The organism is Paracoccus bogoriensis, assembly GCF_019431455.1.
In the GTDB taxonomy this organism is placed as follows: domain Bacteria; phylum Pseudomonadota; class Alphaproteobacteria; order Rhodobacterales; family Rhodobacteraceae; genus Paracoccus; species Paracoccus bogoriensis.
In genome coordinates this window covers 98,662-113,324 of the sequence record NZ_JAHYSR010000005.1, presented here as the reverse complement: position 1 = coordinate 113,324, position 14,663 = coordinate 98,662, and the positions used below count along the sequence as shown (strand labels likewise).

Here is a 14,663-nt window from a genome sequence, read left to right as displayed (position 1 = left end):
GGGGAAGGGGGCGGATCAGCCGATCCAGTCGATCCGGCCCCGACCCGACGCGGCCAGCCAGTCATTGATCCGGCTGAAGGGCCGCGAGCCGAAAAAACCCCGTCGCGCCGAAAGCGGCGAGGGATGGGGGGTGGCGATGGTCAGATCGCCCGCGCGCGGCAGGCCCGCCAGCGCCTTCTGCGCCTGGTTGCCCCAGATCAGGAAGGCCAGCGGGCCGTGCCTCTGCGACTCGGCCACGGCCTGCCGGGCCAGTCGGTCCCAGCCCCAGCCCGCATGTGCTCCCGCCTGACCCGGCATCACGCTGAGCGATGTGTTGAGCAGCAAAACCCCTTGCTCTGCCCAAAAGGACAGATCGCCATTCGCGGGAACGCCGCCCAGATCGGCCTGCAATTCCTTGAAAATATTGACCAGAGAGCGGGGCAAGGCCACGCCACGTTCCACCGAAAAGGCCAGCCCGTTGGCATGGCCCGGTGTCGGGTATGGATCCTGTCCCAGGATCACGACGCGCACTTTTTCGGGCGGCGTGGCCTCCAGCGCGGCGAACAGGCGCTTGGGTCCGGGCAGAAAATCGGGCAGGGCGGCCAGCCGGTCGCTGATGGCGGGCCATTGACTGCGGAAAAAGGGCAGATGAGCCCAGGCAGCAGGCGGCGTCACGATTCTGGCGCGCCGGTGATCTCGGCCAGCGCGGTCAGCCGGGCGCGGGCAGCGCCGCTGTCGATCGAATGGGCGGCCATCGCCGCCCCCTCGCGCAGATCGGCCGTGCGCCCCGCGATCAGCAGGGCCGCCGCCGCGTTCAGCAGGACCGCATCGCGATAGGCGCCGGTCTCGCCCTCAAGCAGGGCGCGGAAGGCGCGCGCGTTCTGTGCCGGCGTGCCGCCGATGATCGCCTCGAACGGGTGGCGCGGCAGGCCCGCATCTTCGGGCGTGACGGTGAATTCCTCGATCCGGCCATCGTTCAGCGCCACGACGTGGGTTTCGCCCGCAATGGTGATCTCGTCGGTGCCGTCGCTGCCATGGACCAGCCAGGCCGCCTCGCTGCCCAGATCGCGCAGCACCTCTGCCATCGGGCGCAGCCAGGCGGTCGAGAAGGCGCCCGTGAGCTGGCGGCGCACGCCCGCGGGATTGGTCAGCGGCCCCAGCAGGTTGAAGATCGTGCGAGTGCCGAGTTCGGCGCGGGGCGGGCCGACATGGCGCATCGCCGGGTGGTGCATCGGTGCCATCATGAAGCAGATGCCCGCTTGTGCGATCGCCCGCTGCGCGACGGCAGGGCCGCCCATCACGTTGATGCCCATCTGCGTCAGCGCATCCGCCGCGCCGGATTTCGACGACAGGTTGCGGTTGCCGTGCTTGGCGACCGGCACGCCCGCCCCCGCCACAACAAAGGCCGTCGCGGTCGAGATGTTCAGCGTGCCTTTGCCGTCGCCGCCGGTGCCGACAATGTCCATCGCGTCATCGGGGGCCGTGATCCGGTTCATGCGTGCCCGCATCGCACCTGCGGCGGCGGCGATTTCCTCGACCGTCTCGCCGCGCACGCGCAAGGCCATCAGCAGACCGCCGATCTGGGCCGGCGTGGCGGCGCCGTCGAACAGCGCGGAAAAAGCCTCGGCCGCCTCGGCTGCGGTCAGGGCGCGTTCGGCGGCGATGCCGATCAGGGGCCGGATGTCGGTCATGCGGCGTCCTTGCGGGCCGCACAGCGGTCGAGAAAGTTGCGGATCATCTCGTGCCCGTATTCCGAGGCGATGGATTCGGGGTGGAACTGCACGCCCTCGATGGGCAGCGCCTCGTGGATCAGGCCCATGATCGTGCCGTCATCCGAGGTCGCGGTGATGCGCAGGCAATTGGGCAGCGTCTCGGGCTGGACGGTCAGCGAATGATAGCGCGTCGCCTTCAGGGGCGAGGGCAGGCCGGAGAAGACCCCCGTGCCGTCATGGCTTATCGCATCGACCTTGCCGTGCAGGATGCGGTTGGCGCGCACGACATGGCCGCCGAAGGCCTCGCCGATGGCCTGGTGGCCCAGGCAGACGCCGAACAGCGGAACGGCGCGTTCTGCCGCCGCCCGGATCAGGTCGAGGCAGATCCCTGCCTGCGCCGGATCGCAGGGGCCGGGCGAGATCACGATGCCTTCGGGCGCCATGTCCAGCGCCTCGTCCACGGTGATCTGGTCGTTGCGGCGCACGATGACCTCGGCTCCGGCTTCGCCCATGTAATGGACGAGATTCCAGGTGAAGCTGTCGTAATTGTCGATCAGAAGGATCATGATGCACCCGTCTCAGGCAGTTCGGGGCCTTGGCATGGGGGCGGTTTCCCCCCGCGAAAGCGTCGGCTATAGATGGGGCAAAGCGCGACCAAGGGTCAAGAGCGGCATTTGCCTTGTCCCTTCGGCGGCAGGAGCAGGCAGCGTCGAGTCGGAACGATTCGGCGCGGGAAGAAGAGCAGATGGCAGGCGGTTTCTTTCGGGGGTTGGTCCATGGCGCAGCTGCGGCTGTGGTGATGATCGTGGCGGGCTGGCTTGTCCGGCCGCTGTCCGAGCCGCCGGCGGATGCGCTTCCCGACCCGCACCCGACCGCGCCCGAGGCACAGCCCGCCATATCTGCCCCCGCTCTGGCCGAGGGCGGCCCCGCCCTCGGGACGCTGGATGTGCCGGTCGGGTCCGAATTCGGGCGGTCGGGCGATCTGCCGCCGCGCCTGCCCGCGCCTGTCAGCGGCACGGCCGCCCTGCCTGCGCCCGCGCCCGCCATCGCGCCGCCCGTCTCCGAGACCGCCCCCGTCGCCGCGACCGGCGGGTCCGCGCGCCCCGAGGCCGCGCCCGATCCCGACGCGCCCTTGCACGGCCAGCCTGTGCCGGTGGCCGACGGCCCCGCGCTGGACCTGCCCGGCGCCGAGGGCGCGTCGCCGCCCGACCGCCCCGCCGCGCCGCAATCCACCTCGCGCGCCCCGCGCGACGAGGCGCCCGTGGCGCCCGCCCCCGCCGACCCGGCGCCTGTTTCCCCTCCGACCGCCGGACCCCTTGCCGAACCCGTGGCAATCCCGCGCCTGTATGCGCCCACGCTGGATCTGTCCCTGCCGCCCGATCTCAGCGACCTGCGCCGACTGGAACGTGACTGAATGACCCCCACCAATCCCCTGCTCGCCGCCACTTTCGCGCCGCCCGTGATGGAGGCTCGCCGCTGGCTGGACGGCGTGACCTTCGCCCCCGACCGCCCCTTGCTGAATGTCAGCCAGGCCGCGCCCGTCGATCCACCGCCCGAAGGGCTGCGCCGTGCGATGGCGGATGCGCTGCTGACCCGACCCGAGGCGCATCTTTACGGGCCCGTTCTGGGCAATGCGGATCTGCGCGCGGAATTGGCGCGGGCGTTCTCGGCGGGATATGGCGGATCGGTCGAGGCGGAACAGGTGGCGATCACGCAGGGCTGCAATCAGGCCTTCTGCGCGGTCATGGCCAGCCTTGCGGGGCCGGGGGATCAGGTGATCCTGCCGACGCCGTGGTATTTCAACCACAAGATGTGGCTTGATATGGCGGGCGTCGAAACCGTGCCTTTGGCCTGCGGCGACGACATGCTGCCCGATCCCGAGCGGGCCGAAGCACTGATCACACCCCGGACCCGCGCCATTGTGCTGGTCACGCCCAACAATCCCTCGGGGGCGGAATATCCGGCCGCGCTGGTCGGGCGCTTCCACGATCTGGCGCGCCGCCACGGCATCGCGCTGGTCCTCGACGAGACCTATCGCGATTTCGACAGCCGCGAGGGCGCGCCTCATGACTTGCTGACCCGGCCCGGCTGGGACGAGACGGCGATCCAGCTCTACAGCTTTTCCAAGGCCTATCGCCTGACCGGACACCGCGTCGGCGCGCTGATCGCGAACCCCGCGCGGCTGGCCCAGATCGAGAAGTTCCTCGACACCGTCGCCATCTCGCCCAGCCAGCCGGGCCAGATCGGCGCGGTCTGGGGGATGCGCAACCTTGGGCCTTGGCTGGCCGGCGAGCGGGCCGAGATCCTGGCGCGGCGGGCGGCGGCGGACAAGGCGCTGTCGGCCCTGCCGGGCTGGCGGCTGAAAAGCGTGGGCGCCTATTTCGCCTGGATTGAACATCCCTTTGCCGAAAGCTCGGCCGATCTGGCGCGGCGCATGGTGGCCGAGATCGGCGTTCTGGCGCTGCCCGGCACGATGTTCACCCCCGATGACGACCCGTCGGGCGCGCGCCATCTGCGGATCGCCTTCGCCAATGTCGATGCGGCCGGGATCGGTCAACTTGCCGAAAGGCTTGGCCTCTTGCGCGGCTGACGGCTTGTCGCGAGGGCCGTGCCGTCCTAAAGACGGCAGCGACGACAAGCACAAGGACAAGCCATGGCCAACCTGCGCGCAAAGGGCAAATCGACGATCGTCTGGATCCTGATGGGTCTGATGGTCCTGGGGCTCGGGGGTTTTGGCGTGACCAGCTTTTCGGGCGGGTCAACCGCCGTGGGCCGGGTGGGCGAGACCCGCGTGACCGCCGACGAATATGCCCGCGCGCTGCGCGGCGAGATGATGGCCATCACCCGCCAGACCGGCCGCCCGCTGAGCATGGCCGAGGCGCAGGCGATGGGCCTGCCGCAGGCCGTGCAGGCCAACCTGTTCACCGCCGCAGCCTTGGCCGAACAGGCCCGCGTGATGGGTGTCTCGGTCGGGGACGAGCGTGTGGCCCAGACGATCCTGGCCGCCGATGCCTTCCGCGGGCCGAACGGGCGCTTTGACCGCGCCGCCTATGCCGAAGTGCTGCGCCGTGAGCGCCTGACCGAGGCCGAGTTCGAGGCCGCGATCCGCCTCGACGAAGCGCGGCTTTTGCTGCAACGCGCCGTGGCCGGAGGTGTCGTCGCGCCCGAACCGATGGTCGAGCAGACCGCGCGGTGGATCCTGGAGACCCGCGATTTCAGCTGGCGCGAACTGACCGAGGCCGACCTGCCCGCCCCGATCGCCGAACCCGACGAAGCGACGCTGGAGGCCTGGCACGCCGCCAATGCCGACCGCTTCACCGCGCCCGAGCGGCGCGTGATTTCCTATGCCTGGGTCACGCCCCAGATGCTGGCGCCCGAAGTCGAGCTGGACGAGGCCGCCCTGCGTGCGGCCTATGACCAGAACATCGCCGAATTCCAGCAACCCGAACGCCGCCTGCTGAGTCGCCTGATCTTCGGCTCGCAGGAACAGGCCGCCGAGGCCGCCGCCGCGATCGAGGCGGGCGAACAGTCGTTCGAGGGCCTTGTGCTGCAACGTGGCCTGACGCTGGATGATGTCGATCTGGGCGCGGTCACCCAGGACGAACTGGGCGCCGCCGGGGCCGAGGTCTTTGCCGCGCCAGGCAATCAGGTCGTGGGCCCCGTCCAGACCGATCTGGGCTGGGCGCTGTTTTCCGTGAACGCGATCCTCGATCCGGTCGATGTGCCCTTTGAAGAAGCCCGCGAGGGCCTGCGCGCCGAAGCCGCGCTCAGCCGCGCCGCGCGCCTGATTCAGGACCGCGCTGCGGAGTTCGAGGATATGCTGGCCGGCGGTGCGACAATCGAGGATCTGGCCGCCGAGACCGAAATGGAGGCCGGCCGGATCGAATGGCATCGCGATCTCGGGGCGCCCGAGGACAGTATTGCGGGCTATGCCGATTTCCGCGAGCGCGCCGAAAGCATCACCGAACGCGACTTTCCCGAATTGTTCGAACTGGCCGATGGCGGCGTCTATACGCTGCGTCTGGATGAGGTGATCCCCCCCGCGCTGATCCCCTTTGCCGAGGCGCGCGCCGATGTCCTGGCCGATTGGCGTCAGGCCGAATTGCAGCGGCAGCTTCTGGAACTGGCTCAGAACCTTCAGGTCGCGGCGCTGGCCGATGCCGTCCTTGAGCCGATGCGCGCCCTTCAACCCACCCCCGACGGTTCGGCTACCCTGCCCGCCGAGGGCGCATCCGACGCCAGCGGCGGTGCCAGCGAGGCCCCTGGTGATGCCTGGATTTCCGAAACGCAGATGTTGCGCAATTCCTGGCTGCCGACCCTGCCGCAAGCGGCGATCCAGACCGCCTTCGCCCTGGACGAACCCGGCGAGGTCGAAATCGTCGATGTCGGCGACCGGGTGATCCTGGTCCGTCTGGATGCGGTGGCCGATGCGGATCTCTCCAGCACCGACGGGCAGGCGGTTCGGGAACGTGTCGCCGCGCGGATCGGGCAATCGCTGCAGGACGACATCTTCGACTATTACGCGCGATATGTTCAGCGCCAGCACCGGATCGAGGTCAATCAGGCCGCGATCAATGCCATCAACACACAGGTTCAGTGATGCAGCTTTCCCCCGATTTCGACGCCTTCCAGCGCGAATGGCAGGCGGGGCGCAACCAGCTTGTCACGATCCGGCTGGCGGCGGATCTGGACACGCCGGTCAGCCTGATGCTGAAACTGGCCGAGGCCGCGCCCCACAGCTTCATGCTGGAATCGGTCACGGGCGGCGAGCTGCGCGGGCGTTACTCCATCGTTGGCATGAAGCCCGACCTGATCTGGGAATGCCGCGACGGCCGGGCCCGGCTGAACCGCGAGGCGCGCTTTTCCGATGCCTGGCAGGATGACGACCGCCCGGCGCTGGACAGCCTGCGGGCGCTGATCGCCGAAAGCCGGATCGAGACCATGCCCGAGGGCGTGCCGCCTGTCGCGGCGGGGCTGTTCGGCTATCTGGGCTATGACATGATCCGTCTGGTCGAGCATCTGCCCGACGTGAACCCCGATCCGCTGGACCTGCCCGACGCGATCCTGATGCGTCCTTCGGTGGTCGCGGTGCTGGACGGCGTCAAGGGCGAGGTGACGCTCTGCGCGCCTGCATGGCATGACGGTAGCGACAATGCCCGCGCCGCCTATGCCCGCGCCGCCGAGCGCGTGATGGACGCGTTGAAATCGCTGGACCGCGTCCCGCAAGAGCCGCGTGCCCTGGGCGACAAGGCCCGCATCGGCGAGCCGGTCTCGAACTTCGCCAAGGCCGATTATCTCGCCGCAATCGAGAAGGCCAAGGATTACATCCGCGCGGGCGATATCTTTCAGGTTGTTCCCAGCCAGCGCTGGCGCATGGATTTTCCGCTGCCGCCCTTTGCGCTCTATCGCAGTCTGCGGCGCACCAATCCTTCGCCTTTCATGTTCTTTCTGAACATGGGCGGCTTCCAGATCGTCGGGGCCTCGCCCGAGATCCTGGTGCGCCTGCGTGATGGCGAAGTGACGATCCGGCCCATCGCGGGCACCCGCCCGCGCGGGCGCGACGAGGCCCAGGACCGCGCGCTGGAGGCCGATCTGCTGTCCGACCAGAAGGAGTTGGCCGAACACCTGATGCTGCTGGATCTGGGGCGTAACGACGTGGGCCGCGTGGCGCGCCCCGGCACCGTGCGACCGACCGAGCAATTCGTGATCGAACGCTACAGCCACGTCATGCATATCGTCTCGAATGTGGTGGGCAAGCTGCGGGAGGGCGAGGACGCGCTGTCGGCGCTGCTGGCCGGCCTGCCGGCGGGCACCGTCTCGGGGGCGCCCAAGGTTCGCGCCATGCAGATCATCGACGAGCTGGAGCCCGAAAAGCGCGGAGTCTATGGCGGGGCGGTGGGCTATTTCGCGGCAAACGGCGAAATGGACATGTGCATCGCGCTGCGAACGGGCGTGGTCAAGGACGGCACGCTTTACATCCAGGCCGGGGGCGGTGTGGTCTATGACAGCGATCCCGAGGCCGAGTTCATGGAAACGGTGAACAAGGCCCGCGCGCTGCAACGCGCGGCCGAAGGCGCGGCCCGGTTCCTGCCCGGCAATCGCTGAGGGACCGGCCACCCGCCTTGCCCCCCTCTTGCCCCCCTCTTGCCCCCTTGTGCAGGAGAGGCAAAGGCGTCATGTGCAGCATATGCAAATCGACGCCACGACTCGCCGCGATCTGGTCGGCATCGGCTGGATGGTTGCGACGGGGCTGTGCTTTGTCGCGGTGAACGCCATCGTTCGGGGGCTGGAGGGCGCGCTGCCCGCGGCGCAGGCGGCCTTCATCCGCTTCGCGATCGGGCTGGTCGTGCTGATCCCCGTCATCCTGCCCGCCTTGCGTCAGGGGTTCGATCCGGTGGTCTGGCGCATGTTCGGGCTGCGCGGGGCCTTGCACGTCGTGGCGGTGATCGCATGGTTTCATGCGATGTCGCGCATCACGGTGGCCGAGGTGACGGCGATCGGCTTTCTCAATCCCATCGTCGTGACGCTTGGCGCGGCGCTCTTCCTGGGCGAACGACTGGCCGCGCGGCGCATCGCCGCAGTCGGCATTGCGCTTCTGGGCGCGCTGGTCGTGCTGCGGCCGGGCCTGCGCGCGCTGGACCCGGGCCATCTGTCGCAGATCCTTGCCTCGGTCGCCTTCGGGGCGTCCTACCTGGTCGCCAAGCGTCTGTCCGAACGGGTTGCGGCCTCGGTCGTGGTGGCGATGATGTCGGTGAGCGTCGCCATCGGGCTGGCGCCGCTGGCCTGGCTGGTCTGGGTGCCCCCGACGCTGTCACAGGTTCTGTGGCTGGGTCTGGTCGCCTTTTTTGCCACGCTCGGCCATTACACGATGACGCGGGCCTTTTCGGCCGCGCCGCTGACGGTAACGCAGCCGGTCACATTCCTGCAGCTGATCTGGGCGAGCCTGGTCGGGATCCTCGTCTTTCACGAGCCGCTGGATGGCTGGGTGATCCTGGGCGGAGCGATGATGATCGCCGCGATCAGCTACATCACCTGGCGCGAGGCGCGGCTGCGGGCGGCGCTGAAGACGCCGCCGGTGGGGGCGACGAAGATCTGACGGTCTGATTGCGTCCCCCGACCGCCGGGGGGCTTCGCGTCCCCCGGCCGCCCCCCCCCGCGGCATATTTATTCCAAGGCAAAGGCAGGTGCGTCAGCGATTGGGCCAGAGCGGGGCGTGCCGGTTCACGTCCTTGTAGAGCAGGTAGCGGAAGCGGCCCGGACCGCCGGCATAGCAGGCCTGCGGGCAGAAGGCGCGCAGCCACATGAAATCGCCCGGGCCGACCTCGACCCAGTCGCGGTTGAGGCGATAGACCGCCTTGCCCTCAAGGACGAAGAGGCCGTGTTCCATCACATGGGTCTCGGCGAAGGGGATCGAGCCGCCGGGTTCGAAGGTCACCAGCGTGATGTGCATGTCGTGGCGCAGATCGGCCGGGTCCATGAACCGGGTCGTGCCCCAGGCGCCGTTCGTGCCGGGCATCATCGCGGGCGCGATGTCCTGTTCGCGGGCGACGATCGGGTCGGGGCGAGAGAGGCCGCGGGCGGGCTGCCAGCGCTTGCGCCACCAGTGGAAGCGGGTGGTGCCGGGGCCGGGATTGGCGATGCGCCACGACGTGCCGGGTGGAATATAGGCGAAGCTGCCCGGTTCGAGGTCGTGGCTCTGGCCCTCGATCTGCAATGCTGTGCGGCCTTGGGTCACGAAGATCGCGTGTTGCACCTCGGGGTCGTCGTCCGGGTTCTCGGTGCGGCCGTCCGGAGCCAGTTCGACGATATACTGGCTGAAGGTTTCGGCAAAGCCGGTCAGCGGACGGGCGAGAATCCACATGCGCATCCCCGTCCAGCCGGGAAGGGCGCTGGTGACGATGTCGCGCATCGCGCTGCGGGGGATGACGGCATAGGCCTGGGTAAAGATCGCCGTGTCGGTGGTCAGGTCGGTCTGGGGGGGCAGACCTGCGACCGGATTGGCATAGAGGGAGGGGGTCATGTCCGGGTCTCGTTGAGGATCTGGGCGATGCGCAGGCTGGCGATGCGGATGACCTGTGCCTCGGCGGTGGCGCGTTCGGTGGCGGTGTCGGTGTCGAGGCGTGTCTGCATCGCGGCGAGGATGCCGGCCTTGTCGTGGTCGCGCACCGCGATGATGAAGGGGAAGCCGTGGCGGGCCATGTAGGCCTGGTTGAGTCGCGTGAATTCCGCCCGTTCCGCATCGGTCAGGGCATCGAGCCCCGCGCTGGCCTGTTCGGCGGCACTGTCAGCCGTCAGGCGGCGGGCCTGTGCCAGCTTGCCCGCCAGGTCGGGATGGGCGCGCAGGATGCCCAAGCGCTCCTCGTCCGAGGCCTGGCGGAAGATCTGCGCCATCCGCGCAGCAAGGCCCTGGGCGCTGTCATGGACGGCGCCCATTTCGGCGGCAAAGACACGTTCGGCGATGAAGGGGGAATGTTCATAGACGCCGCCGAAGCGGGACAGGAAATCGTCGCGCTGCATCCGGGAAGGGCGCAGGCGCGGCCGGAAGGGATGCACCCGTGCCCAGTGACGCGCGATGTCGAGGCGGGTGGCGAACCACACGCCGTCATGGCCGCGCGCATGGTCCAGAAAGCGCTTCAGCGCCATGGCCCGGCCCGGCCTGCCTGCAAGGCGGCAATGCAGCCCCACCGACATCATCCGGGGCGCGCCCGCGGCGCCCTCGGCATAGAGCATGTCGAAGCTGTCGCGCAGATAGTCGAAGAAATCCGTTCCCGTCCCGAAGCCCTGACCAGAGGAAAACCGCATGTCGTTGGCGTCCATCGTGTAGGGCACCATCAGCTGCGGGCGCCCATTGTGGACATGCCAGTAGGGCAGTTCGTCCGCGATCGTGTCGGCGAGATAGTCGAACCCGCCTTCCTCGCAGCCAAGCGCCACGGTGTTCATCGAGCAGCGGCCCTGATAGAAGCCGCGCGGGCGCTCTCCACAGATGGCAGTGTGCAGGGCGATGGCCTGGGCGATATGGTCGGCCTCGATCTCGCGCGGGACGTTGCGGTAGTCGATCCATTTCAGGCCGTGGGTCGCCATTTCCCAGCCGGCCGCCTGCATGGCCGCGACCTGTTCGGGGCTGCGTTCCAGCGCCGTTGCAACCCCAAAGCAGGTGACGGGAATGCCCTCGAGCAGACGCAGGAGCCGCCAGAAGCCCGCGCGGGCGCCGTAATCGTAGATCGATTCCATGTTCCAGTGCCGCTGGCCGGGCCAGGGCTGGGCGCCGATGATCTCGGACAGGAACGCCTCGGAGGCGGCATCGCCATGTTCGATGCTGTTCTCGCCGCCCTCTTCGTAATTCACCACGATCTGGATCGCGATTCGCGCCTTGCCGGGCCATTGGGGGTCGGGGGGCGTCGGGCCGTAGCCTCTCAGGTCGCGGCTGTAGCGCATCTCTTTCTCCGGTCGGTCCTGGCCGCCCCAGAAAAGCGCGCGATGCCCGCAGGGGCAAGCGGGCAGGGGCGGAATTCAATATCAAGAAAACGGCGACAATCGCGCGGCCCGCCGGGCGGGCAGATGGTCAGGTCTGCGGCTCGGGGGGCTGGCCGCCCATCGCCTCGGTCAGGGCTGCGGCGGCAGCAGTGACGGCCGCGCCGAGGGTCTTGACATGTTCGGGCTGGATGCGGTGCGCCGGGCCGCTGACCGAGATGCCCGCGACCGCCTCTCCGCTGAGATCGAAAACAGGGGCGGCGATGCAGCGCATACCTCTGGTCTTTTCCTGGTCATCCAGCGAGAAGCCGCGATGACGGATGCGGGCCAGATCGGCGCGCAGCGCCTCGGGGTCGGTCAGCGTCTGCTCGGTGAATCGCTGCAACCCCGGACCCGACAGAATCGTCTCCAGGATTGCGGGACGGCCGAAGGCCAGCAGTGCCTTGCCGATCCCCGATGCGTGCAGGGGCGAACGGGTGCCGGGCGGAAAGAAGGCGCGGATCGTTTCGGTGGTCTCGACCTGGCTGATGAACAGGACCGCATCGCCGTTGAGGATACCCAGATTGGCCGTCTCGCCGGTATGTTCCATCAGACCGCGCAGGATCGGACGGGCGCGTTCCACCAGCCCCGAGCGGCGCATGAAGGCCGAGCCGAGCCGAAAGCTGGCGGGACCGATATTCCAGCCCTGCGTTGCCGGGTCGCTTTCGACCATGCCGCGCGTGGCCAGCGTGTGCAGGATCCGATGCGTGGTCGAGGGGGGCTGGCCTGTGGCTTCGGCCACCTGGCTCAGTGTCAGGTTCGGCCGCGCCGCCAGCAGGTCCAGCATGTCCAGTGCCCGCTCCAGCGCCTGGACGGTGGCGGGGGTCTCGGGTGCGGCCTTGCGCGGGCGCCCCCGGCGGCGAATGGCTTCGGCCATTTTTGTCACTCCGTTGAGATGACATGGCCAAGCGGCAGAAAATCGCCTTTGGCACGTGTCAAAGCGTTGAAAGGACGGGATTTGACAAACTCATGGCACGAATTGGAAAGATATTCCACAAGAATGTGCCATCTTGGCTGCGCGCGGCCGGGATTTCTGCCGTCCAGCCGAGGCGGCTACAGTCTCGGTGCCTTGGCGACCAAGGTCAAGCCATTGCTCTGACCGCTTGGCGCGCGGCGGCGTCAATGCGCTGGATCGCCTGCCCAAGATGCTGCTGATCCTGGGCGCCTCGGGCATTCTGCCGGCCGCGCTGGCCGCCATCGTTCGGCACCTGATCCTGTCCCGCGAACGGGTGGCATCGAAAACCGTCGGGACTTGCGGGCGATTTTACACGGGATGTTAAGACTGCCTTGCCTATGCTGACGCTCGAATGGCAGAGGTCATGGGGTATCAAGGGGCAGGATCTGCCGACGGAGGAATGGATGCCGGGCTATCTGACGACCCATGTTCTGGACACCGCTCGCGGCCGCCCGGCCGAGGGGATGGAGGTGGTGCTCTACCGTCTCGACGGTGCGACCCGAACCGAACTTGCGCGGCTGGTCACGAATGCCGACGGCCGGACCGACCGCCAGATCCTGCCCGCCGAGGATTTCGCGACCGGCCGCTACGAGCTGGAGTTTCACGCCGGCGCCTGGATGGACGCGACCGGTATTCCGCCCGAGGAGCCGCGTTTCCTGGACGTGATCCCGATCCGATTCGGCATGTCGCAGGACGATCATTATCACGTCCCGCTGCTGGTCTCGCCGTTTGGCTATTCGACCTATCGGGGCAGCTGAGATGATCCCGGAAACCATCATCCTGTGGGAATGGCTGGCCTTTGCGATCCGCTGGATCCATGTCATCACCGCCATCGCCTGGATCGGCAGCAGCTTCTATTTCATCGCGCTGGATCTGGGCCTGCGCAAGGCCCCGCATCTGCCCAGGGGCGCGCATGGCGAGGAATGGCAGGTCCATGGCGGCGGCTTCTACCATATCCAGAAATACCTGGTCGCGCCCGAGCGGATGCCCGAGCATCTGACCTGGTTCAAATGGGAAAGCTATTCGACCTGGCTGTCGGGCGCGGCGCTTCTGATGGTGACCTATTGGGCGGGGGCGAACCTCTATCTGATCGACCCGGCCAAGGCGGACCTGGCGACATGGCAGGCGGTCGCGATCTCGGCGGGCTCGCTGGCGCTTGGCTGGCTGATCTATGACGGGCTGTGCAAGTCGCCCCTGGGCAACCGGCCGACGGTGCTGATGCTGCTTCTGTTCGCCGCGCTGGTGGCGATGGGCTGGGCCTATGACCAGGTCTTCACGGGGCGCGCGGCCTTGCTGCATCTGGGCGCCTTCACCGCGACGATCATGACCGCGAACGTGTTCCTGATCATCATGCCGAACCAGCGCATCGTGGTGGCCGACCTCAAGGCCGGGCGCGCGCCCGATCCGAAATACGGCCGGATCGCCAAGCTGCGTTCGACGCATAACAACTACCTGACGCTGCCCGTCATCTTCCTGATGCTGTCGAACCATTATCCGCTGGCCTTTGCCAGCGAATACAACTGGCTGATCGCGGCGCTGATCTTCCTGATGGGCGTGACGATCCGGCACTTCTTCAACACGATGCACGCCGGCAAAGGCTATCGATGGTGGACCTGGGCGGTGACGGTGATGTTGTTCATCGGGGTGATGTGGCTCTCGGCGCTTGGCGTGAACCAGGACCGCTATGACGACGCGATGGCCCGTCCCCTGACCCCGGTCGAGGCACGCTTTGCCGAGGCCCCCGGCTTTGACGAGGTGACGCAGACCGTGATCGGGCGCTGTTCGATGTGTCACGCGCGCGAGCCCGTCTGGGACGGTATCCGCGTCCCGCCCAAGGGTGTTGTGCTGGAAACGCCCGCCGACATCGCCCGCGCCGCGCGCGAGATCTATGTGCAATCGGGTCTGACCGGTGCCATGCCACCCGCCAACCTGACCGACATGCAACCCGAGGAACGCGCCCGGATCATTCGCTGGTTCCGTGAGGTGGGCGCCTTCGGGCTGGCGGGCCTCTGATCGCCCTTGACAGGAAGGCGCCACGTCGCGTTATGGCGCGGTGATGATCTCTGCCATGCGCCTTGTCCTGTTGCTGGGGGTAATCCTTGGCGTGGTGCTGCCGAAAACCTCGGTGGTGCTGGCGGGCATGGGTGTCGTTGACAGCCGCACGGTGCTGATCTGCACCGGCCACGGCCTGACCGAAATCACCCTCTCCATACCCGGCGATACGCCGCAGCCCCCGCGCGACCGGCACGATTTGCCCTGTCTTCTAGCCCATGCGCTGGATGGATGTGCTACGCCCGCCATCCCGCCCCTGTGGCTGGAACTGGCCGCGACCAGCGCCCCGGTCGCCGATCATCACCTCTGGCGGCCGGCTCATGCCTTCCACACGGGTGATGCCCGCGCGCCACCTCGGATCTGACGCAAGAACCCTTCCTTCCGTCCTTTCCGACAATCGCATGGCGCCTGCCATGCGCAAGAGGCATGACCAATGACTTGTTTTTTTACGACCG

At 67.9% G+C, this 14,663-nt stretch carries 15 protein-coding genes; 9 read left to right on the top strand and 6 right to left on the bottom strand.

Annotation, left to right across the window (positions count from 1 at the left end):
• Positions 1-15 precede the first annotated feature (15 nt).
• From KY389_RS04020 to KY389_RS04010, 3 genes are read right to left on the bottom strand one after another with little or no spacing between them, the layout of a single operon-like run.
• Positions 16-654: a uracil-DNA glycosylase gene (locus KY389_RS04020; RefSeq protein ID WP_219829518.1), complete on the bottom strand. Its 639-nt coding sequence runs from the start codon at positions 652-654 to the stop codon at positions 16-18.
• A complete protein-coding gene (gene trpD, locus KY389_RS04015; protein WP_219829517.1) occupies positions 651-1,670 on the bottom strand; it encodes an anthranilate phosphoribosyltransferase in 1,020 nt (339 codons plus the stop codon). The genes KY389_RS04020 and trpD overlap by 4 nt, the downstream gene beginning before the upstream one ends.
• Positions 1,667-2,257, bottom strand: coding sequence for an anthranilate synthase component II (locus KY389_RS04010; protein ID WP_219829516.1), 591 nt, complete (start codon positions 2,255-2,257; stop codon positions 1,667-1,669). Before KY389_RS04010 ends, trpD begins: the two co-directional genes overlap by 4 nt.
• 179 nt (positions 2,258-2,436) lie before the next feature.
• Between KY389_RS04010 and KY389_RS04005 the strand changes: the two genes are divergently transcribed.
• The 5 genes from KY389_RS04005 to KY389_RS03985 all read left to right on the top strand — a co-directional run bounded on the left by KY389_RS04005 (position 2,437) and on the right by KY389_RS03985 (position 8,787).
• Complete coding sequence (locus tag KY389_RS04005; RefSeq protein ID WP_219829515.1) at positions 2,437-3,105, top strand: hypothetical protein; 669 nt, start codon at positions 2,437-2,439, stop codon at positions 3,103-3,105.
• Positions 3,106-4,281: an aminotransferase gene (locus KY389_RS04000; RefSeq protein ID WP_219829514.1), complete on the top strand. Its 1,176-nt coding sequence runs from the start codon at positions 3,106-3,108 to the stop codon at positions 4,279-4,281.
• 63 nt (positions 4,282-4,344) lie between these two features.
• Entirely contained in the window at positions 4,345-6,291 is a 1,947-nt protein-coding gene (locus KY389_RS03995) for a peptidylprolyl isomerase (RefSeq protein WP_246587928.1), read from the top strand.
• Complete coding sequence (trpE, locus tag KY389_RS03990) at positions 6,291-7,796, top strand: anthranilate synthase component I (RefSeq protein WP_219829513.1); 1,506 nt, start codon at positions 6,291-6,293, stop codon at positions 7,794-7,796. The genes KY389_RS03995 and trpE overlap by 1 nt, the downstream gene beginning before the upstream one ends.
• 82 nt (positions 7,797-7,878) lie before the next feature.
• Positions 7,879-8,787 carry a DMT family transporter gene (locus KY389_RS03985; RefSeq protein WP_246587937.1) on the top strand — a complete coding sequence of 303 codons (909 nt, stop codon included), beginning with the start codon at positions 7,879-7,881 and terminating at the stop codon, positions 8,785-8,787.
• A 93-nt stretch (positions 8,788-8,880) separates the two neighbouring features.
• Here the strand turns inward: KY389_RS03985 and KY389_RS03980 are convergent, their stop codons facing one another.
• From KY389_RS03980 to bhcR, 3 genes are all read right to left on the bottom strand, one after another.
• Complete coding sequence (locus KY389_RS03980; RefSeq protein WP_219829512.1) at positions 8,881-9,711, bottom strand: bifunctional allantoicase/(S)-ureidoglycine aminohydrolase; 831 nt, start codon at positions 9,709-9,711, stop codon at positions 8,881-8,883.
• Complete coding sequence (gene puuE, locus KY389_RS03975; protein WP_219829511.1) at positions 9,708-11,126, bottom strand: allantoinase PuuE; 1,419 nt, start codon at positions 11,124-11,126, stop codon at positions 9,708-9,710. Before puuE ends, KY389_RS03980 begins: the two co-directional genes overlap by 4 nt.
• Before the next feature lie 127 nt (positions 11,127-11,253).
• Complete coding sequence (gene bhcR, locus KY389_RS03970; protein ID WP_219829510.1) at positions 11,254-12,078, bottom strand: HTH-type transcriptional regulator BhcR; 825 nt, start codon at positions 12,076-12,078, stop codon at positions 11,254-11,256.
• A gap of 268 nt (positions 12,079-12,346) precedes the next feature.
• Between bhcR and KY389_RS15615 the strand changes: the two genes are divergently transcribed.
• From KY389_RS15615 to KY389_RS03955, 4 genes are all read left to right on the top strand, one after another.
• Entirely contained in the window at positions 12,347-12,481 is a 135-nt protein-coding gene (locus KY389_RS15615) for a hypothetical protein (protein ID WP_281426505.1), read from the top strand.
• A gap of 79 nt (positions 12,482-12,560) precedes the next feature.
• Entirely contained in the window at positions 12,561-12,914 is a 354-nt protein-coding gene (gene uraH / locus KY389_RS03965; protein ID WP_219829509.1) for a hydroxyisourate hydrolase, read from the top strand.
• Position 12,915: 1 nt separating this feature from the next.
• Positions 12,916-14,169 carry a urate hydroxylase PuuD gene (locus KY389_RS03960; RefSeq protein WP_219829508.1) on the top strand — a complete coding sequence of 418 codons (1,254 nt, stop codon included), beginning with the start codon at positions 12,916-12,918 and terminating at the stop codon, positions 14,167-14,169.
• A 43-nt stretch (positions 14,170-14,212) separates the two neighbouring features.
• On the top strand, positions 14,213-14,572 hold the full coding sequence (locus tag KY389_RS03955; RefSeq protein ID WP_219829507.1) for a hypothetical protein: 360 nt from the start codon (positions 14,213-14,215) through the stop codon (positions 14,570-14,572).
• The last annotated feature ends 91 nt before the right edge of the window (positions 14,573-14,663 follow it).